The 20,956-nt window shown below is 49.3% G+C and carries 15 protein-coding genes; 10 read left to right on the top strand and 5 right to left on the bottom strand.

Going from position 1 to position 20,956, the window contains the following annotated elements; translation table 11 throughout:
* From OLMES_RS04755 to OLMES_RS04745, 3 genes are read right to left on the bottom strand one after another with little or no spacing between them, the layout of a single operon-like run.
* Entirely contained in the window at positions 1 to 1,377 is a 1,377-nt protein-coding gene (locus OLMES_RS04755; protein WP_198343219.1) for an HDOD domain-containing protein, read from the bottom strand.
* Positions 1,370 to 4,372, bottom strand: a complete 3,003-nt coding sequence (locus OLMES_RS04750) for a CHASE4 domain-containing protein (RefSeq protein ID WP_087460198.1) — start codon at positions 4,370 to 4,372, stop codon at positions 1,370 to 1,372. Before OLMES_RS04750 ends, OLMES_RS04755 begins: the two co-directional genes overlap by 8 nt.
* Positions 4,369 to 4,977, bottom strand: coding sequence for an NADPH-dependent FMN reductase (locus OLMES_RS04745; protein ID WP_087460197.1), 609 nt, complete (start codon positions 4,975 to 4,977; stop codon positions 4,369 to 4,371). Before OLMES_RS04745 ends, OLMES_RS04750 begins: the two co-directional genes overlap by 4 nt.
* Positions 4,978 to 5,178: 201 nt before the next feature.
* On the opposite strand from OLMES_RS04745, the gene OLMES_RS04740 reads away from it, so the two are divergent.
* Positions 5,179 to 6,030: a CvfB family protein gene (locus tag OLMES_RS04740; protein WP_087460196.1), complete on the top strand. Its 852-nt coding sequence runs from the start codon at positions 5,179 to 5,181 to the stop codon at positions 6,028 to 6,030.
* A 2-nt stretch (positions 6,031 to 6,032) separates the two neighbouring features.
* Here the strand turns inward: OLMES_RS04740 and OLMES_RS04735 are convergent, their stop codons facing one another.
* Both OLMES_RS04735 and OLMES_RS04730 read right to left on the bottom strand, forming a co-directional pair.
* Positions 6,033 to 7,046 (bottom strand): homoserine kinase, encoded by a 1,014-nt coding sequence (locus OLMES_RS04735; protein WP_087460195.1) that lies wholly within the window; start codon positions 7,044 to 7,046, stop codon positions 6,033 to 6,035.
* Between the two features lie 6 nt (positions 7,047 to 7,052).
* Positions 7,053 to 7,331, bottom strand: a complete 279-nt coding sequence (locus tag OLMES_RS04730) for a DUF2782 domain-containing protein (RefSeq protein ID WP_087460194.1) — start codon at positions 7,329 to 7,331, stop codon at positions 7,053 to 7,055.
* Positions 7,332 to 7,472: 141 nt separating this feature from the next.
* Between OLMES_RS04730 and polA the strand changes: the two genes are divergently transcribed.
* The 9 genes from polA (at position 7,473) to OLMES_RS04685 (ending at position 20,951) form a co-directional block, all read left to right on the top strand.
* Positions 7,473 to 10,217 (top strand): DNA polymerase I, encoded by a 2,745-nt coding sequence (polA, locus tag OLMES_RS04725; RefSeq protein ID WP_087460193.1) that lies wholly within the window; start codon positions 7,473 to 7,475, stop codon positions 10,215 to 10,217.
* An 18-nt stretch (positions 10,218 to 10,235) separates the two neighbouring features.
* Entirely contained in the window at positions 10,236 to 11,462 is a 1,227-nt protein-coding gene (locus OLMES_RS04720) for a cytochrome-c peroxidase (protein WP_232465261.1), read from the top strand.
* 287 nt (positions 11,463 to 11,749) lie between these two features.
* A complete protein-coding gene (locus tag OLMES_RS04715; protein ID WP_232465341.1) occupies positions 11,750 to 12,979 on the top strand; it encodes an imelysin family protein in 1,230 nt (409 codons plus the stop codon).
* A gap of 75 nt (positions 12,980 to 13,054) precedes the next feature.
* Positions 13,055 to 14,521, top strand: a complete 1,467-nt coding sequence (locus OLMES_RS04710; RefSeq protein ID WP_087460191.1) for a di-heme oxidoreductase family protein — start codon at positions 13,055 to 13,057, stop codon at positions 14,519 to 14,521.
* On the top strand, positions 14,521 to 15,732 hold the full coding sequence (locus OLMES_RS04705; protein WP_157678135.1) for an imelysin family protein: 1,212 nt from the start codon (positions 14,521 to 14,523) through the stop codon (positions 15,730 to 15,732). Before OLMES_RS04710 ends, OLMES_RS04705 begins: the two co-directional genes overlap by 1 nt.
* A 14-nt stretch (positions 15,733 to 15,746) precedes the next feature.
* On the top strand, positions 15,747 to 16,910 hold the full coding sequence (locus OLMES_RS04700) for a DUF1513 domain-containing protein (RefSeq protein WP_232465260.1): 1,164 nt from the start codon (positions 15,747 to 15,749) through the stop codon (positions 16,908 to 16,910).
* Positions 16,911 to 16,984: 74 nt separating this feature from the next.
* Positions 16,985 to 17,815 carry a substrate-binding periplasmic protein gene (locus tag OLMES_RS04695; RefSeq protein WP_087460189.1) on the top strand — a complete coding sequence of 277 codons (831 nt, stop codon included), beginning with the start codon at positions 16,985 to 16,987 and terminating at the stop codon, positions 17,813 to 17,815.
* Between the two features lie 166 nt (positions 17,816 to 17,981).
* Positions 17,982 to 19,061, top strand: a complete 1,080-nt coding sequence (locus tag OLMES_RS04690) for an AraC family transcriptional regulator (RefSeq protein ID WP_087460188.1) — start codon at positions 17,982 to 17,984, stop codon at positions 19,059 to 19,061.
* A gap of 270 nt (positions 19,062 to 19,331) precedes the next feature.
* Positions 19,332 to 20,951, top strand: a complete 1,620-nt coding sequence (locus OLMES_RS04685; RefSeq protein WP_087460187.1) for an alpha/beta fold hydrolase — start codon at positions 19,332 to 19,334, stop codon at positions 20,949 to 20,951.
* Positions 20,952 to 20,956: the final 5 nt, after the last annotated feature.

Raw genomic sequence — 20,956 nt, 5'->3', positions numbered from 1 at the left:
CTAGGACATTGCCCCCAGTCCTTCACGCAGCGTACCGGAAACCCGCTCCAACAAGCTCAGGACGAGATCTTTATTCAGTTCGGAAAAGCTTCCTGTGTACTTATCACAAAAAGCCTGGACTCGCTCGTTCGCATCTTCCGTACTTAGATCAGCAGACACATCCAGAAGGGGAATCAAGTCAATCGCCATATTGGTAATATCCAACGCAACGAGAACCCCGCCATCAGGTAATTTCGAACCATGATAGCGGGCAACTTTCTGATAGTCTGGCGGCAGGCGCCATTGCTGCAACAGCATGGCTCCCAAAACCCCCTCATACTGGTTCATGATCGGTCGGATCTCCTCCCAGCCAATTTCCTCACCATAAAGCCCTTTCTTTTCCAGAAATTCGAATATGCGCAATAATGCAATTTTTCCGATATCATGCATCAGCCCCATCGTAAACGGATCAACGGTCAGCTCCTGGTTTAACTCGGCGGTGAGAATTTCACAGGTATACGCACAAGCCAGGGAGGTGCGCCAGACCTCTTCACCAAACTCCCGATATTTGGGGCTCACATCGGTGCACATTCCTTTGGTACAGATTGCACAAACCTGCTCGAGGGTCTCTTCCAGTCCGAGCCGGGCTATCGCCTCCGCCAGGCTTTTATTGGGATTGACCCGCCGATATTTGGCGGTATTGGATATCTTGATCAGTGTACCTGTTATGGTGGCATGATTTTTCAGAAGCTCCGCGACTTGAGACAAATCTGCGCCATCCTCAATCAGCTTTTTCAACTCAAGATAAACATCGGGCTGCGAGGGCAAACTGAACTTGCCGGCTTTCAATTCTTTAATTTTTTCTACAATTGCAGTTTTCAAGGAGGGCTGGTTGCTCTGGGGTTTGGTTGCTTTTTCAGGCTTACCGGCCACCGGTGACGACTGTGCAGCACCAATCCCCGCAGTACTGACGACTTCCAGCCCGGCAACCCAACCAAACTGTGCCAATTTGTCAAAGATACTCATTTGATTGAACGGCTTCACGATATACCCGTCACAGCCGTATTTAACCGCCTTTTGTACGTGGGCACGGTCGGAATGGGAAGTAATCATCACGACCCGGGCTCGGGGACGGGTATCAGCATCCGAAGGTTCATCAACAGACTGCTCGAATTGGCGAATACGGGCCAGCACTTCGGTGCCCTTGATTCCCGGCATATCAATGTCCAGGGCAACCATATCAAATGGTTTTCCGCCGTTAAACTCCCGGATGAACAAGCCGATCGCTTCGTTTCCACCCTCGGCACTCAAACAGTCTCCGACTTCGCTTAAAATGGTTTTTAGTTTCACGCGACTGACTGAATCATCATCGACGATTAAAAACCTCGGTTTAGACACCAATTAATTTCTCCTTTACTTCCTGTTCCAGCTCTTTGAGCGCGTCGGTTACATTTTTCAGGGCTGTCGCACAACCCTCTTTGTCACCCGCACGGGATGCGGTTTCCAGCAAGCTGGCTGCACTGGAAAGAATCTTCGCCGTCAAATTTGCGGCCCCCCCCTTGATTCGATGTGCTTCATTCGCCAGACAGGGCCAGTCCTCGGCAGCATACGCCTGCTTCATTTTGTTGATCTGCTGACGGCATTCAGCAAGAAATGCGGTCAAAGTCTGTTCTACTGTTTGACGATCTCCCATAAACTCGGCAACAGCTTGCTCAAGATCAATTACAACCGCAGACCCAGAAGTATAGTCAATTCCCTCGGATTCAGAGGTGCAGTCATCTGTTGACGCTAAATAGTTTACCGAAGTTGAGCGATACAACCAGTCTCTCACTTTGGCAATCAAGCTCTCTCGCTTGAATGGTTTAGCAAAAAAGTCATCCATTCCTGATGCCAGGCAGCGATCCTTGTACTCTTTGAGGGCATGGGCACTCATCGCGATAATGGGTACACGCTCATGATCAGCAACGCCCCGCTCCCGTTCTGTTTCCCGAATAATCCGAGTCGCCTCATAACCATCCATATCGGGCATTTGCAAATCCATAAAAATCAAATCAAACTCATCGGACTTGAAGGCCGCCACGGCCTCCGCGCCATTTTCTGCAAGCTCGACTGTCAAACCGGCCGAACGCAGGTGCGCCAGGGCAATCTGTTGATTGGTCACATAATCTTCTACCAAAAGCACTTTAGCGGAAATTGGCCCGCTTGAGCGGGAACCAGATGACTCCCTTGAAGCACTTCTTGCAATACCATGCCCATGCAATACCCGGCAGAGATGATCACATAGAAAGCTCCAGCGAACCGGTTTGATTAACAAACCTTTGATACTGTCAGAGCTCAACTGACCAAAATCAAGCAGTCCCGCCTGACCAATTCTGGACATTACGACAATGGGCAAGCCTTCGATGCTCTCTCCATGTGCATCTGCTATAATCTTTTCTTCGGCCAGCATTAGTTTGAAGGGCGCATCGTCAAGCTCTGCAATGGTTGCAACATCCAGCGCTTCATCAAAAGAACTGACCGTTACAGACTCAAAGCCCAATGCTTCAAGATACGCACAGATGTTCGCCGCACTGCTTGGACAACCATCTGCGACCAGTATTCGTTCTGGTTGCTGTACCTGCCACATTTCACCCGCAACCTCACGGGATTCAGAAAAGCCAAACTCTGCCGTAAACCAAAACGTACTGCCTTGACCCAATTGGCTGTTTAAACCAATTTCGCCATTCATTAATTCAACCAGCTCTTTAGCGATACTGGTACCCAGGCCGGTACCACCAAAACGTCGGCTCATGGATCCATCTGCCTGGGTAAATCGCTGAAAAATATCGCCCTGCTTCTCTGCTGCAATCCCGATTCCAGTATCTTCGACTTCAAATTTCAGAGTCAGGCCATCACCCGGTTGACCCGCTCGAGTCAACCGCAGCCGAACTTCGCCAGATGGCGTGAATTTCAGTGCATTGTAGGCGAGATTAAGAAGCACCTGCCGAAGCCGCCGGGCATCACCACAAATCCACACGGGTACATCAGGCGCGACATAACAAGTTACTTCAATATCTTTACCTTCCATTCGCAAGGCAACATCACAAGCGATATCTTCAATATGCTCGACACAGTTAAACGGTCGAATTTCCAGGTCCATTCGACCCGCCTCAATCTTCGATAAATCGAGGGTATCGTTAATCAAACCGATCAAAGCATCAGCTTCACGCAGAATCGTGGTACAGATATTACGAAGGTTTATATCCTGAGTGGTATCACCGGCAAGCTGAGCCATTCCAATTATGCCGTTAAGTGGAGTGCGGACTTCATGACTGATATTGGCCAAAAACTCCGTTTTTGCCTCATTCGCCTGTAGAGCACTTTGCGTAGCCTCCTCAGCCTGCAACTTTGCTTCACTCAACTCACGGGTTCGCTGGGTCACGGTTGCCGTAATAATTTTGTTGGTACGTCGAATTCCGATGCTGTACAGCACAAACCCTGAAAAGAGAACCAGAATAATTACCAACAGCGTAATCATCACTGAAACGGTAACTAAACGTGCAGCTTTATGTCCTTGTGCCATGATCTCTCGATCCAGGTCAGCAACGATAAAAAGCGCCGGGTTACCCGCAAAGTCGTCAATAATGCCCATCGCACGAACTCGGAATTCATCCATAACGGTCGTGCTCATTTTTTTCCCGACCAGGCGATCAATCAAATTTTGGCGCTGTTCCGCAGAACCATAATCTAAATCGGGTATCGTCGGGTTGGCTGCTAAAAAATCCGGTACCGGATAGGCTTTAAACTCCACTTTAACCTGTTCCTGAAGCTCCGCGAGCACTTCGGCGCTCATAAATCGCCCCATAAACAGGGTCCCTCTCGAGGGTCCGTCCCCGGCACTCTGCAATATTGGCCAGGCCGAGATAAACATCGGCCCCATACCGGTCAGGATGACGCCGGATTGAGCCTCTGCTGAATGCCACCATTTCGGCTTCAATATTTGAATTTCTGCATCAAACTCCGGCACCATGACCCGCTTTCCCTCCACCGGAGAATAGGCTTGTCCCCAGCGCAATTCACCGCGCTCATCCATGAAATAAATAAGGTGAATGCCGCTGGCTTCGGACAGAGACTCCCACGCCAGGTTGGATTGAATGTATTCGGGATTCAAATCAACAATAAATTCGTAGGTATCATCCCAGACCGCCCAATCACCCGCCAGCAATTGAACGTGTACCGCCTCACGTTCGATGGCTTCAAGCACCCGCTCGAAATCCGCCTGAACGGCTTTTTGCTCCAACTCGACGAAGCTCGGAAGAATCACCCAGGATCGAATAAAATAACTTGCACCAGCAAACAAAGCCGCAACCAGAACAACGACTGCGACCAACCTGAACAGTTTTTTTCTTATCACAGACTGGCTACCCAGGCAGGTAGCCCCTCGCCACGGACACTGTCCTCAAGCCCCTCATGTTCAAGCACATATTTGGGACAAACATATTCTTTCAAAAAACCCAACATCCCGGTCGCTACCCCCTGTAGCGCCGATTCGGCCGCCGTATCAACAACCCCCGAATCAGAGAAAACATTATGAACACCCGCGATAGAGACCGCTCCGGGTATCACAATTGCACCCACGTGAGAGCACACACCTTTGAGCTGCTCTAACGATTTAATCGCCCCTATCCGCCCGGAAGCAACGCCGACCAGCGCAACAGGTTTTCCCGCCAGTACGGAAGGAAAGTCAAGATTCTCGATAATCAGCTTGGTCATGGCACAGAACGTTCCGTGATACTCCGGTGTGCCCAAAACCACACCAATCGATTCCTTTACCACCGACCGCAACTTCAAGGCATCTTCCGTGATGGGAAAGCCCGGAAAATTGAGATTAAGATCGCAGGCATCAAACTCAATCACATCAGCACCTTTTTCCCGAAGGGTTTCAGACACAACCCGGATCGCACGTGATGTGTAATTTCCAGGCCTGCTCGTACCTGAAATTGCAACAATCTTGGACATGGTTCTCCCCTTATTACTCAACAACCCCGCTCGAACTCGACTCAACTTCCGTCAAAAAACCCCCTAACGTTGTACAGGAGCGCGTTTTTTAGGAAGAATTATCCAGAAGCATCGTTTCCAGTTTGGCACAAATTTGTACAAATGGTGTAAACTTGAGCTGTTTTTAAACCATGATCAAACTAAGCAAAGCAGAGGTTTCAGTTGGCCAACATTGGTAGATTCAACAAACTCAGAGTTTTAAAAAGTGCACCTCAAGGGGTTTACCTGCAAGGAGGATGGCTAGGCGAAATACTCCTGCCAAAACGCGAAGTACCGGAGACGTGTAATCCCGGGGATGAAATCGATGTATTTGTCTATCTGGACTCGGAAGATCGCTACATTGCGACAACCAAGAAACCAAAGGCCCAGGTGGGTGAAGTTGCCAGTTTGAAAGTTGTGTCCGTAAGCCATTTTGGCGCGTTTCTGGATTGGGGATTACCCAAGGATTTATTGGTCCCTGCAAACGAACAGCAAAAAACCATGCAGGCGGATCATTATTACTCCGTGTTTTTATATACCGATGAAGCCAGCAACCGGATCGCAGGCTCGTCGAAACTGAACAAATTTATCAGTCATGATTCGAAAGGTTTTGCCAATGCCCAAAAAGTGGATTTGCTGATCACGGACAAAACGGATATCGGTTACAGCGCAGTCATTAACCATCGCTCTTGGGGGCTGCTTTTTTTCTCGGATGTCGCATCCCCCCTAAAGATTGGAACCCGTTGTACTGGATTTATCAAGCGCATACGAGAAGATGGAAAAATCGATCTGAGCCTGCAGGCACCCGGCTACGCAAAAGTGGACGATCTATCTCGAAAGGTATTAAATGCGTTAATCAAAGCAGATGGTTTTTTACCACTCTCAGACAAAAGCTCACCAGACTCTATCCGGGATGCCTTTGCAGTCAGCAAGAATGCTTACAAAATGACAATCGGGGCACTTTACAAGCAACAATTGATCACGATTGATAAAGACGGTATCCGCATTACCGACAAGGGCAAAACATCGCAATAACTTCAGACAGGTTTTATTGGAAATAACTGATATCGTCGCACAATATGCAGGATTCGACATTTAAATTCGTCCGGATCCTTGGTGATATCGCCCTGTGTAGACTGCCCCTGATAACCTCCGAGATATCGACTGAGCAGTCGGGATAGCCAAAAGCGCAATGCAGCCAAAAGCTGTATTGCTGGCCAGCAGTCCTCATCAGCCTGTGTCCAGGTTTGAAGGCCTCGATAAGCGCTCACCATCGCTTCATGTTTATCCTCCAGAAAACCCCGCTCGGCATCAAGGCACCAGTCATTCGTTGCCACCGCCAGATCAAACAATAGGTAATCCTGACAAGAGTGATAGAAATCAATCACTCCCGTAATGGAGTCGCCGGTAAACAGGACATTATCGCGGAACAAATCTCCATGAACAGTGCCCACAGAGCAAAGCTGCATGGGCGATGCATTATCCTCTAAAAACTGAACAATATTGTGTAATAACCGTTCATCAAAGGCAGAAATCAAGCCCTGTAATTGTTTGATTGAACGGGTGATCCAGGCCATGTCCCGGGGTTGTGCCCGCGTTTGCGAAAAATCGCGCAACACGACATGCATCTTGGCCAGATAACGCCCTAAAGCGGCACACTGTGTTCGCGACGGGTTCGCAACCCACTCCCCCCTCAAACACGGAAATAACGCTGCGGGTTTACCACGCACCTCCAGCCATAGTTTGCCAGTGTGCGTTATTTGTGGTGCCGGAACAGGTAAGGCAGAATCTGCAAGATGCGTCGTTAATGCCATGAAAAACGGCAGTTCATCTGCCTTGAGAGTTTCAAACACCGTTAAAACCCAACGGGTTAACTCATCAGGTTTTTGCACATCAGTTTGCTTCGGATGGGATGCTTCACGACTAAAAACGAAAAAATTACTATTCTCGATCCCCTGCCCGATTTCTCGGTAGCTGTCCAGTTGGCCCACAGTGTACTGCGTTAAAATCTGAACCATATCCTGTTGTGTCAGGGGGGTAAAAACAGCCATTCGATATCACCATTTAAAAATAACCCAACTGGGCACTAAGAGTTGCGACTTGTCTTCCCGGATCCACCCTTCTCCGCTGTCAGCGGGAACCAAATAATACACAGGCCCGATTTTAGGGACCACTTTGATCTCGACCAAGACACCATTTTGACGGTATTCATAGAATGTTTTTTCTTCCCCATGACGGATCGTAATTTGCGGTTCGCCCGGATCTGGAACGACATCGCTTGCCTGTGCCGTCGCCGCCAAAAGCACCAAAAATAGGGTGAATATTGTCTTTTTCATTGGTAATCTACACCTCATCAATAAATACCTGCCTCCAAGCGACCAGCCCCGGTTTGAGTGTCATTGACTCAATGTAAATGTCTCTGACCGGAGCGTTTCGGGGCTTGTTAAACTAACAATTCGACGCAGTTAAAAATACCCATGGCAAATCCAACAGACAGCGCCCCAGTAATTCTGGTTGACGGTTCATCCTATTTATTCCGGGCATTTCACGCCCTTCCCCCACTGATTACCTCCAAGGGGCAACCTTCTGGAGCAATAAAAGGCGTTATCAATATGATTCGCCGCCTGCAACAAGATTATCCTGCGTCAAAAATCATTATTGTCTTTGATGCCAAGGGGAAAAACTTCCGTCACACACTTTACTCTGACTATAAAGCCAATCGCCCACCTATGCCAGAGGAATTGCGTAGCCAAATCCAACCGATTCACGAAATCATTACTGCAATGGGATTGCCGCTACTGGTTATTCCCGAAGTAGAAGCAGATGACGTTATCGGCACGTTGGCCCACGAAGCAACCACGTCTGGTATTGAAACGATCATATCAACCGGCGACAAAGACATGGCGCAATTGGTCAGTGAGCATGTCACACTCATCAACACAATGGACAGCTCTACGCTGGATAAGCCTGGCGTAATCAGCAAGTTCGGAGTGCCCGCCGAACGAATAATCGATTATCTCGCACTGATGGGCGACAAAGTGGACAATATTCCCGGTGTGCCAAAATGTGGCCCCAAAACCGCTGTCAAGTGGCTGGAGCAATTCGGCAGCTTGAAAGGCGTGATGGAAAATGCCGACCAAGTGAAAGGGAAGATCGGAGAGAATCTGCGCGATAGCCTGGAATTCCTGCCGCTGTCCTACGAATTGGCGACAATTAAAACCACGGTTGAGCTACCGGAAACACTCGCAGATATTCAGCCCGGTGAACCCGACAAAGCAAAATTGCTGGATCTGTTTAAAGAGCTGGAGTTCAAAACCTGGATTCGGGAACTGGATGATGCTGGCTCGGAAGGCAATCAGGATACATCTCCTGGCAGCACCACAGACGACGAAAACGCCAGTCTTCTGGATATGAGCGGCATTGAGTACGAAACAATCCTTACCCAGTCTGCTTTTGATGAATGGCTGGAGCGCTTGGCCGCCGCCCCGTGGTTTGCATTTGATACCGAGACCACCAGCCTGGATTACATGGCAGCAGAAATAGTCGGAGTGTCGTTCGCACTGGAGCCAGGGAAAGCCGCCTACGTTCCTGTTGCCCACGATTATCTGGGCGCACCAGAGCAACTATCCCGGAGTGCCGTTCTGGAAGCGTTAAAGCCACTCCTGGAAGCACCGCTACCCGGCAAGGTCGGACAGAACCTTAAATACGACAAGAATGTACTGGCCAATTACGACATTAACTTGCAAGGCATAGTCAGTGACACCATGCTGGAATCCTACATCCTGGACTCCACCGCCACCCGGCACGACATGGACAGCCTGTCGCTGAAATACCTTGGTCACAACACCATCCATTTCGAAGATATCGCAGGCAAAGGCAGCAAGCAGCTTACATTCAATCAAATCGAGCTGGAAAAAGCCGCCCCCTATGCAGCGGAAGACGCAGACGTCACACTGCGCCTCCATGAAATCCTGCACAAGCAGTTAACCCAGCAACCTGCACTAAAAGTGTACCAGGAAATCGAACTACCACTGGTTCCCGTTCTGGCTCAAATTGAACGTCACGGTGTATTGGTTGATGTCGAAAAGCTTCATGAGCACAGTCATCGACTGGCTGAGCGTATGGCCCAGGTGGAGAAAGAAACCTTTGATATGGCCGGAGAAGAGTTCAATCTGGGCTCCCCGAAACAACTACAGGCCATATTCTACGAAAAGCTCAAATTGCCGATCATTAAGAAAACCCCGAAAGGACAACCGTCAACAGCAGAGCCGGTGCTTCAGGAACTCGCGCTTGATTACCCCCTGCCCAAACTCATTCTGGAATATCGCAGCTTAAGCAAACTGAAATCGACTTATACCGACAAGCTCCCGCAAATGGTGAACCGCCAAACCAAACGGGTTCACACCTCGTATCATCAAGCGGTCGCCGCCACAGGGCGATTATCATCGACTGACCCCAATTTACAGAACATTCCAATACGGAGTGAAGAAGGCCGCAAAATTCGCCAGGCTTTCATTGCGCCCGAGGGCTATAAACTCCTGGCAGCCGATTATTCCCAGATTGAACTGAGAATCATGGCGCACCTGTCCGAAGATGATGGCCTGTTGCACGCGTTCGCCGAAGGTCTCGATGTTCACAAGGCTACAGCGGCAGAAGTGTTCGGTGTCGGGATTGATGCGGTAACCCAGGATCAACGACGCAGCGCCAAGGCCATCAATTTCGGCCTGATCTACGGGATGTCTGAATTCGGTCTGTCCCGTCAACTGGGTATCGACCGGACCACAGCCAAAGACTATATCGAAACCTATTTCCACCGTTATCCCGGCGTGAAAGAATATATGAATCGCACCCGAGCCCTCGCACACGAACAAGGATACGTTGAAACCTTGTTTGGTCGACGCCTCTATTTGCCGGAAATTAATGCCCAAAACAAAATGCGCCAACAAGCCGCAGAACGAACCGCGATTAATGCCCCAATGCAAGGCACGGCAGCCGATATTATCAAACTGGCAATGATTGACGTAAACCAGTGGATACGGGAAAGCCAACCGGATACTCACATCATCATGCAAGTACACGATGAATTGGTGCTTGAAGTTAACATAGATCAAATTGAGTCAGTTAAAAATAAAGTAACATCCCTGATGTCGGCGGTGGCCGACCTGAAGGTTCCACTCCTTGTGGAAGCCGGAATCGGCGATAACTGGGATGAAGCACACTAACCGGGAGGGACAGAGAATTTGAGTAAACAGAAATGCAAAAAGCCCGTGCCATTGATACTGAATATGAGCCTGGCCGCTGCAATCGGCATTCATTTTAGCGGACAGGTTGCTGCAGAAACGGGCGCAATCGAGTCTCTGGAGGGGCTGGGCAGAAGCCTCTACTTCGATCAGAATCTCTCCAGAAACCGAACCCAATCCTGCGCATCCTGCCATGCTCCGGAAGCGGGTTTTGCCGATCCACGGGACAACGGAATCGAAAAAATGGTATCCTTGGGGGATGATGGCCAATCCTTGGGTGATCGCAATGCACCCACTGCCAGTTATGCCCGCTTTAGTCCGGTATTCCACAAATCCAAAGACGGAAAATACGTTGGCGGTCAATTTCTGGACGGACGCGCCAGCACACTTTCCGACCAGGCCGGTGGCCCACCATTGAACCCGTTGGAAATGGGTATGCCGGATAAAAAGAGCGTGATTGAGCGAATTCGCGAAAATCCAGCCTATGTTTCCGCTTTTCAGAGCATTTTCGGTGCCGACATTTTGCAAGATGATAACCGGGCCTATCAGGCCCTGACGGACAGCATCGCGGCCTTTGAAAACAGTCAATTTTTTGCACCGTTTGACTCAAAATACGACCGCTATCTTCGTGGTGAATACAAAATGAGCGAGCAAGAAGATTTGGGTATGACGCTGTTTTTCTCACAGCAGTTTACCAACTGCAACCTCTGCCACCAACTCAATGACCGGCCGGCAACCACCGGTGAGACGTTTACGAACTACGAATATCACAATATTGGTGTTCCCGTTAACACAGCAGTTCGCAGCGCAAACGGACTGGGCGACAAGCACGTCGATGACGGGTTGCTGGCAAACGATCAAGTCGATGACCCTGCCCATAAAGGCAAATTCAAAGTTCCCACACTGCGAAATGTCGCAGTAACAGGTCCTTATATGCACAACGGCGTATTCCAGGATCTCCGCACTGTTGTGGCGTTCTATAACAAATACAATAGTCGCAGTGAGAAGCGGCAAATTAACCCGGAAACAGATGCTCATTGGGCGGCCCCCGAAGTGTCCGGCACACTCTCATTGAAAGAGCTTGAGACAGGGCCAGCACTTGATGACAAGCGAATTGATGCGCTCGTAGCTTTTATGAAAACGCTGACCGATAAACGCTATGAACCTTTACTTACACAACGTCCGCACCACACCGATACACCAGTTAAAACAGGCACAGCCCCTTAAATTTACCTTGTAAACAGAGCATACCGGAACACATGGTGCAAAAAATACTCATAATCACAATTGATAATGATTCTCACAACAATTATCATACAGATCACGATTAATAAGTCAGCAAAGGAAATTTATCGATGGCGACTCAAAAAAACTGGGGACGTGTAACAACTTGGGCAAATGCGGCCACCATCGCATCCGCTGTATCTGCCACAATATTCCTGGCAGGTTGTAACAGCGAACCTAAAAACGAAGGCCCTGCAACGACTGAAATGAACAAGCCCACAGCAGAAGCGATGGCCAGTGCCGCTGCAGCGAAGCCAACGGTTCCGGCAGAACAAACGATCCAGACCTATATCAATATCGCCCATGCCAGCTATAGCGACTCGCTGTCGACTGCTCAAGCACTGAGCAAAGCAATCGACGCCCTGCTGGCGAATCCGAGTGCGGCGACTTTGGCTGAAGCCAAAGCAGCCTGGATCGCTGCACGCGTTCCTTACCAACAAACAGAAGCTTACCGATTCGGGAATGCAGTTGTCGATGACTGGGAAGGCAAAGTGAATGCCTGGCCTCTCGATGAAGGGTTGATAGACTACGTCTCCCCCGCATATGGCACAGACTCCGATGAAAACAATCTCTACACCGCCAACGTGATCGCCAATACAACATTGACCGTTGCTGGCAAGTCTGTGGATGCCAGTAAAATTACCCCGGAATTTTTAGCCGAAACCCTGCACGAAGCAGATGAAGTCGATGCCAATGTCGCAACCGGATACCATGCCATTGAATTTTTACTCTGGGGTCAGGATTTGAATGGTACAAATCAGGGCGCAGGCGCTCGCCCTGCAACCGACTTCTCTTTGGAAAATTGTACCGGTGGTCACTGCGAACGCCGTCGTGAATACTTGAAAGCAGCGACAGACTTACTTGTCTCAGATCTGGAAGAAATGGTCGCAAACTGGACAGCAGACGGGGCAGCAAGCAAAGATCTTTTAGCCAAAGGCGAATCTGGAGCATTAGCGACCATGCTGACCGGAATGGGCAGCCTGTCCTACGGCGAGCTGGCGGGTGAGCGAATTAAACTCGGCCTGATGCTGCACGATCCGGAAGAAGAGCACGATTGCTTCTCTGACAATACCCATTGGTCACACTACTATGATGCGAAAGGCATCAAGAATGTGTACACCGGTCAATACAAGCGGACCGATGGCTCGGTGGTTAAAGGCACTTCATTGAGTGATATCGTGAAAACAATTGACGCCGCTCTGGATGCCGAAATGCTGGCAAACCTGGCGAATACGGAAAGCGCTATGCAAGCGATGGTAGATCAAGCCGCAAAGGGTAATACTTTTGATGTCTTGATTGGCAGTGGCAATACAGCCGGTAACCAGGTTATCCAGAATGTTGTTGATGCCCTGGTCGCGCAAACAAAAACAACCGAAAAGGTCGTTTCAGCGTTAGGTCTGGATGTCGTCGAAATCGAAGGGTCTGACAGTTTGGACAACCCGTCAGCGGTTATTCAATAAGCCATACGAAGTGCTGCTGCGTAAACCCGCAGCAGCCGACTTAGCGACATCTGCAATGGATACCAAAAACATTAGATGACCCCATATTCACCTTTTAACTCTACATTTAGCTCTGCCAAGAGTTCAACCTCCTGGTTTTCAGTACTTTTACTGATACTGCAAATCGCACTCTGCGAGGTTGTGATCGCGAGCCCAACAGGTTCAGTTACGGATGCTAACCAGCACCGCAAAGCATTTATGTCTCCTTTTGCAACGTTAAACATGATGGAAGGCCTGGATTTTCGCGTGGGGCAAAGTATTTTTGAGAAGATCTGGGTGTTCGCGCCCTCCAGTACAACCGCAAGTGACGGGCTTGGGCCGCTCTACAACGCCCGCTCATGCTCACATTGCCACCAACGCAATGGTCGCGGCCTAGCACCGAATGCGGGTGAGCAAATGTCGACCTCGCTTTTGTTTCGCCTGAGCATCCCGTTATCTTCGGAGATTCCTGAACCTGAACATACAGTTACAGAAAATAAGCTATACGACCAAACCGGCGTGATCCCGGAACCAACCTATGGAACTCAACTTCAAACCTTTGCTTACCCTGGTGGAAAAGCGGAAGCCACGGTTCGCACCCAGTATACTGAGCAGTTGATTGCACTCCATGGTGGAGAGGTTGTTACTTTGCGACAACCCGCATTCACAGTCCATAATCTGAATTATGGCAATCTGCACCCCCATGCTCTTTTATCCCCGCGTATAGCGTCCCCGATTATCGGTCTCGGTCTGATCGATGCCATTCCGGATGAAGCAATCAACAGACAAGCAGACCCACAAGATTCTGATAAAGACGGTATCTCAGGGAGAGTAAACCGGGTATGGGACATCGCAAAACAGCAGATGGCCCAGGGACGGTATGGCTGGAAAGCAGGCCAGCCTACACTGGATCAACAAAATAACGCCGCTTTGAGAAATGATCTTGGCATCAGTAATTGGTTATTCCCAGATCCATACGGTGACTGCACTCCTGAACAAACGGCTTGCCTGGAGCAGGCCCATGGTAATTCCGAAGGGCAGGACAACCTGGAAGCCTCACGCAAAATGACAGATGCACTGTTGTTCTACACAAAACATATTGCAGTCCCGCCTCGCCGAAATACCGATGATCCGAGGGTTGCAGAAGGCGCACAAATATTCAGTGAAATTGGCTGTGATCAATGCCATACTCCGAGCTATCAGATATCGTGGCCGGATACTCAGAACACGAAAACGATATTCCCTTACACGGATTTCTTACTCCATGATCTCGGCGAAGCACTGGCAGATCACCGCCCTGAATTTTCAGCAGCTGGCAACGAGTGGCGCACTCCGCCCCTGTGGGGTCTGGGCCTAACCGCCGCAGTGAGCGGGCAGGTCAATTTACTACATGACGGGCGCGCAAGATCGATACTCGAAGCTATTTTGTGGCACGGTGGAGAAGCCGAGCCACACAAAAAACACGTTATCAGCCTGACACCAAAACAACGTCAGAAACTGATTTTATTTTTGGAGTCTTTATAGTGAACCCCTTAAAAAATTTCCAGGCGTCGTCCATTCCTATCCCCAGTCACTTACTCAAATCAAAACTGCCACGCCAAGGCCTCTTTTATGCTATCGTCCTGCTGGTTTTTGCTTTGGTGCTACAACCAAAAGCATGGGCAGACGAGCCGGACTGGAAGACGCTGAACCAAACGTTAGTGCACAACGAGATCCTGCCCCGCTACCAAACCCTGGCAGCGCAAAGTGCAACACTGAAATCTGCCTCCGAGAAGCTTTGTGTAGATCTTGCCAAAAGCAAAGCAGATAACACAGTAAGCGCCCAATTGGCCAATACCCGAAAAGCTTTTCACGACACAATGGATGCATGGCAAGCTATTCAACATATTCGTTTTGGCCCCATACAGTTCTCGATGCGTAACTACAGTATGCAGTTTTGGCCTGACGTGCGAAATCACATTAGCAAGCAACTCGCAATGATGCTGAATTCAGCGGATCCAAAGCAACTGACTGAAGATGAATTTCACAAAGCCAGCGTGAGCATAAAAGGACTGCCAGCTATTGAGCGTCTGATATTTGATGGTGATGCTCTGAAGCGAATGCAGGAACACCCTTTTCAATGCGCGCTGAATGCCAAGATAGCCAGCTATGTGGCGCAAATGGGCGCTGAACTTACTCAAGAATGGCAAACGGAAATGGTACCCGCTTTCGCTAGCACAGGCGACGACAATGACTACTTTGAGGATGATAAGGCAGCGGCCACCCAGCTTTTAAAATCGCTGGTGGAACCCATTGAGGTTATCCGGGATTTCAAACTCAAAATGCCTTCTGGTGGCGGACGAATCGATAAAGCCAAGGTAAAACGTGCGGAGTCCTGGCGCACTCAACGGTCGTTGCGGAACATTAAAATCAATGTTGAGGCACTCTATGCCATGTTCAAACCGGCTACCAATACAATATCAACTACACCTACAACAGAGGATAAAAAGCAGACGGTAAGTCTGGCATCGATACTGCCGGAAGAACAGGCGACAAATATCAGTCAACGATTCCACAAAATTTTTGATCAGGTTAACGGACAAGCGGAGCCACTTGAGGTCATGATAACCAATGAGGCAGGCCAACAGGCACTGGCCACATTGTCCAATGACCTGAAGTTGCTGCACCAGGATCTGGTATTGGCAATGCAAACATTGGATATACAACTGGGATTCAATAGTCGGGATGGCGACTGAGGCAAATTTTGCACATGGAAAAAAATAATAAGTTGAGTTCACACAGTAAATTGACCCTGTCACGGCGTCAATTTACTACAGGATTGCTGGGTGCCGTTCTGTTTCCGGGCGCCATAATCGAAGCGGCACAAACACATACCACAGCGCTCCCGCAAGGATTATTGGCCAGTGCCGCCAAGGACTCAACTGGCCAATATGCCCTGTATATCGTGAAGCCGGATGGTTCATTGAAATTCCGTCTTGAACTTCCCGGACGGGCACATCATATTGCCGCTCACCCCGACAGGCCCTGGCTCGCGGTAATTGCCAGGCGACCCGGCACGTTCCTCTGGGTAATCGACTATCAGGAAGAGCGCATTATCAGCCGGCAAAGCGCTCAAAGCGGACAGCATTTCTACGGCCACGGTGTATTTTCCCCGAACGGGAAAAATCTTGTCACAACCGAGCATCATATCGCGAGTGGCGAAGGTCGCGTAACCGTGCGCGATACTCAGGATAACTTTATAGTCAAAGCCAATCATTCCAGCCATGGCATCGGGCCGCACGAACTTCATTTCATGCCCTACCAAAAGACGCTGGTTATCGCCAACGGCGGCATTCTGACTCACCCTGATCACGGTCGTGAGAAACTTAACCTGGACACCATGGAGCCATCTCTCGTTTATATCGACATTGATACAGGGCGTATGATTGAACGGCAGACTCTGCCTAAAAAACTGCGTCAATTAAGTATTCGGCATTTAGATGTAAATGGTTTTGGCCAGGTTTGGATCGGCATGCAATATCAGGGTGATGCTTGGGACAGCGTGCCATTGGTCGCAAGCCATCAGATGGGTCAATCCATTCGACTCCTCTATGCACCGGAAACAATCAATGCGGCGATGAAGCAGTACTGTGGCAGTGTTCGTTTTGACCAGTCCGGACGCTATGCAGCAGTATCGTCTCCCAGAGGAAATATGGTCACCATCTGGGATGCCTGGCAACACAAATATCTGACCCGGGTTCACAGTGAAGACGGCTGTGGCATTGCAGCACAAACGGATTCCGGTTTTTTGATCAGCTCAGGAGTAGGCAAACTTACCCGCGTTGATTTGACGCAACAAAAACCACTGAAAGAACATACCCTATCACGCCACAAAAACATATCGTGGGACAATCACCTAACACCTTTAACCTGATTCCATATGCCGTTTGCAATTTGGGCTATACTTTTCAAGGTAGATTCAATTCCACTTCAGGTAGCTAGCACAACATGGGACAGCAGGGCACGAAATTAACGATACTGCCCAGCGCAGTTTGCCTCAGTCTTCTACTTGTTTCCGGAACGCTTTTCTCTGGAGCTGCTGTCTCTGAAACAATGGGCTCGGGAACCACGGTTCCCGAGCGAGAACAACAACACACGGTTACACTGGTAACCGGGCCGGATTATGGCCCGTACACTGACCCCTCTCTGCCTAATGGTGGTTACTCCACAGAATTGATGCAAACTGTTTTTGAACAAATGGGAACCAAGGTAAAGATACTTTTCCGGCCATGGAAAAGAGGTTACGCAATGGTTCAGAAGCACGAGGCACTCGGTACCTTTCCCTACATCTGGGACGCCATTCGTGCAAAGTCATTTCTATTTTCGGACTCCATCGAACATGTTTCTGAACGCTTTTTTGTTAACGCCAAAAGAGATACCCAATATTCAGGCCCTGAAGACCTGCGATCCAATCTACTGTGCCGACCGATAGGTTACAGTCTCGAAGGACTCAAGCCCCATTTAATCGACGATGAAAAACACCTCTGGCGCCCGCTATCACTGAGCAAATGTTTCCAGTTGTTGAAGCACGGGCGTGTACATCTTGTTCCGATCAATCAGTCTGTCGGTTGGTTTACGATCCACAAAGCCAACCTCAACAGGCGCGATTACAAAGTGTTGGACTTTATTATCAATCAGACTAACCACCACTTCATCATCTCCAAAACCTATCCCAATGCCACGGAAATACTCAGCGGATTCAATAATACGTTGAAAAAGCTAACAGAAAACGGCACTCGCGATAAAATCTACCGGAAGCACATCAAAGGCACAAAATAGGCAAGGATTTCGGCACAAACTCCTCAATTTACCCATTCCTTGATTGACTCCCGATCAACACTTGGTTAAAAAACAGCAATAATATAAAAAACATCGAGCTGGCCCACCGTTTTCAACCTGGAAAAGTCAGCCGTAAACAGACACTCAGCACAAATCAACAATATTCATGACGACCATAGATCGTACTGTGGACGGCAATGGCACCCTATTTACCTGTGCAAGCGCCTTAAAGCCCCTCTTGGGGTATGCGTTGCATAAAGGCTGTGAATTAGAACCATTGCTCCACCAATATCAACTGGATTCAGCCTGGTTCGACAACCCGAACCAACGCATTTCCGTTCAGCTTGCCAGCAAACTCTACCAATCCGTAAGGTCTGCACTGGACATCCCGGATATTGGACTGAGAGTGGGTAAAGTTATGGGATCAAGCAGTTTCAGTGTTCTGCAACACCTGTTACTCTCCTGCCCCACTCTGGGTGAATCGCTTACGTATCTAATACGTTACTACCCGTTATGGTCAGATGAGCCTGCCCCGGTTCTTGTTCACAAAAATGGCCAGGCCATACTCAGAATTTTCTTCCAGGAAAATTCTGACCATTCAAGAAACGAAGCGATCATGCGAGCCTATCAGGTCTGGTTCAAATTACAAAATGGTCGAGGTTTCGCGCTCGATAAAGTAAGTTTTGCCCACGACATCACCTATAAAAATACTGCCGCTGCAGCCTTTGAGTGCGGTATCGAAACAGGCGCCGAACACTATAGTCTTGTGTTTTCCGAGCACTGGCTATCCAGTGCATCGCATGTCGCGGCCCCGGCAGTAACCAAAGCCTTGGAAACAGAGGTCACACGGACACTGGATCAACTTTCCCCCGCTCCAAATGCGGGTCAAATACAGCCCGTTCAATCACACTACACGGAACGCGTGCGGTCGCTACTCAGGGAAGCAGAGCTGTCAGGCCCTGTTATCCTGGACGATATCGCAAACCAATTGAACCTCAGCGTACGCAGCCTAAATCGGCGTTTGAAAGCCGAAAATCAGAGCTTTCGACAGATTTTACTTGCCGAAAAGCTGAGACAGGGCAAAAAATTGCTCATCCACAGTCAAGAGAGCATTGAAGAAATTGCCTACAATTTAGGTTACTCCAGTCGGCGCGCATTCGATCGCGCATTTATCGAATCAATCGGGTCAAGCCCTTCAGCATTCAGAAAGTCAGCAGCATTCGCTACCTCTGACATTGCAGATTAAAGCAACCTGCGACGTCTGTCACAGAACCCAACCAGATTCACACATTGCTGTCGGGAACTGTCCACCCTGGCCGTTCCCGTCGTGTGCCCTCCATGTCTTTTTGAGTACTCTTTTCTTATCCCATTTGCAGCACAGGAGCCAGATCTACTCATTACCCACACCAAAAGAGACACAACACACAGACCTTTCGACTTGTCTGCCCGTGATTCGCAGACAGCAGTAGTCCAGACAACCTATAACAAACAACGGAAACAGAAAGGACAGTCCTGAATGAAAACAATAACGCATTGGGCAAGCGCGACACTTATCACAACACTCTTCAGCTCTCTGGCACAAGGTAATATTTGCGTTGAGCTGAACCTCCCGCCACATGAGGACTTTACATTTAACGATGTAATTGACATCCCCTCGATAGACGGCGTAACCATCGATGCGAACCTGTTTACGCCCACTTCAGAACCGGGACCGAATGGCTTTCCAACGATAATCTTCGTCAACAGCTGGGTGCTGGAGGAACACGAATATATTGTGCAAGCCGCTCAGTTTGCGCAAAAAGGCTACCAGGTCTTAAGTTACAGCGCCCGTGGCTGGGGATGTTCCGGCGGGTTGATTGATGTCGTGGGCCCGAAAGACATGCAAGACTTGAATGCCATTGTTGATTGGCTACAGGCGAATACGGCTGCCGACATGGATAACATCGGTATCAGCGGTATCTCCTATGGCAGCGGCATCAGCCTGATGGGGCTAGCACATGAACCCCGAATAAAAACAGCCGTTGCTATGAGCACCTGGGGCAGTCTACAGGATTCACTTTACAACCAGGAAAGCCCGAATCTGGTTTGGGGAGGATTGTTGGTTTCAACCGGATACATCACCGGTACCATGAACCCGGAAATTACCGAAAACTTCGGCAATCTTATCACCCACCAAAACATTGATGAAACCATCTCCTGGGCTGCAAAACGCTCACCGGGTAATGCAGTGGAATTAATCAATGAGCGGAATGCCCCGGTTTATCTGGCAAATAACTTTGCCGACCATCTATTCAACGTAAATCAGATTATGAAGTTCTACCAGCAGCTGGATGTACCCAAGCGATTGGACATTAATCAGGGAACCCATGCCAGTGGTGAAGGCTTCGGCTTGATTGGTTTGAACAACTATACCTGGTCTAATGCCCATGACTGGTTCGATTACTGGCTAAAAGGTGAAGACAACGGCATGATGGCTCGAGCCCCAGTAACGATGTTACGTGACCTCAGCGATCAACGTGAAGAATATACAGACCTCCCTGTACCCGGGGCGACGGCAACCACCTTTTATATGGGACCCCGAACCTGGTTCAGCCAAGGGGAATTACGTGAGACACCCTATTCGTCTTGGTTCAGCATCAACAACTCGATCGCCTCCGGACTTGACTCCGGAGCCACAACCGGAATTCCTCTGCTTTCGCCGTTGCTCGATCAGTTCAAAATCCCGGTCAAAGCATCGATACCACTCATAAACCGAATTCACGGCATGGTGTATCAAACCGACCGCTTATCTGAAACGATGAAAATCAGAGGCATTCCCGAATTGACCCTCAATCTCTCCAGCTCCGGCAGCAAGATGCAATTGATCGGTTATTTGTATGACGTCGATGCCTGGGGCATGGGGACATTGATCACCCATGGACCGGTAACCCTGCACGAGGCAACCCCCGGTAAACGAACAAGCGTCGATTTCGAATTACTGGCCGCATCCTATGATGTACCGGAAGGTCATCGTTTAGCTGTCGCCTTCGATACCCTGGACCTGTTGTATTCCCCTCCGACTCTGGCGCCTTATTCCGTGACCTTTAAACACAGCAAGTCCTTCCAGTCAACGCTCAGGATACCCACAGTTGACTAGCTGTT

It is taken from the genome of Oleiphilus messinensis (genome assembly GCF_002162375.1).
Taxonomy (GTDB): Bacteria; Pseudomonadota; Gammaproteobacteria; order Pseudomonadales; family Oleiphilaceae; genus Oleiphilus; species Oleiphilus messinensis.
This window is presented reverse-complemented; position numbering and strand designations above follow the sequence as displayed.

Coding starts and splice junctions, on each gene's coding strand:
- OLMES_RS04685 (WP_087460187.1), top strand. CDS start 19,332: ATGAAAACAATAACGCATTGGGCAAGCGCGACACTTATCACAACACTC.
- OLMES_RS04730 (WP_087460194.1), bottom strand. CDS start 7,331: ATGAAAAAGACAATATTCACCCTATTTTTGGTGCTTTTGGCGGCGACG.
- OLMES_RS04710 (WP_087460191.1), top strand. CDS start 13,055: ATGACCCCATATTCACCTTTTAACTCTACATTTAGCTCTGCCAAGAGT.
- polA (WP_087460193.1), top strand. CDS start 7,473: ATGGCAAATCCAACAGACAGCGCCCCAGTAATTCTGGTTGACGGTTCA.
- OLMES_RS04690 (WP_087460188.1), top strand. CDS start 17,982: ATGACGACCATAGATCGTACTGTGGACGGCAATGGCACCCTATTTACC.
- OLMES_RS04745 (WP_087460197.1), bottom strand. CDS start 4,977: ATGTCCAAGATTGTTGCAATTTCAGGTACGAGCAGGCCTGGAAATTAC.
- OLMES_RS04735 (WP_087460195.1), bottom strand. CDS start 7,046: ATGGCTGTTTTTACCCCCCTGACACAACAGGATATGGTTCAGATTTTA.
- OLMES_RS04700 (WP_232465260.1), top strand. CDS start 15,747: ATGGAAAAAAATAATAAGTTGAGTTCACACAGTAAATTGACCCTGTCA.
- OLMES_RS04695 (WP_087460189.1), top strand. CDS start 16,985: ATGGGACAGCAGGGCACGAAATTAACGATACTGCCCAGCGCAGTTTGC.
- OLMES_RS04715 (WP_232465341.1), top strand. CDS start 11,750: ATGGCCAGTGCCGCTGCAGCGAAGCCAACGGTTCCGGCAGAACAAACG.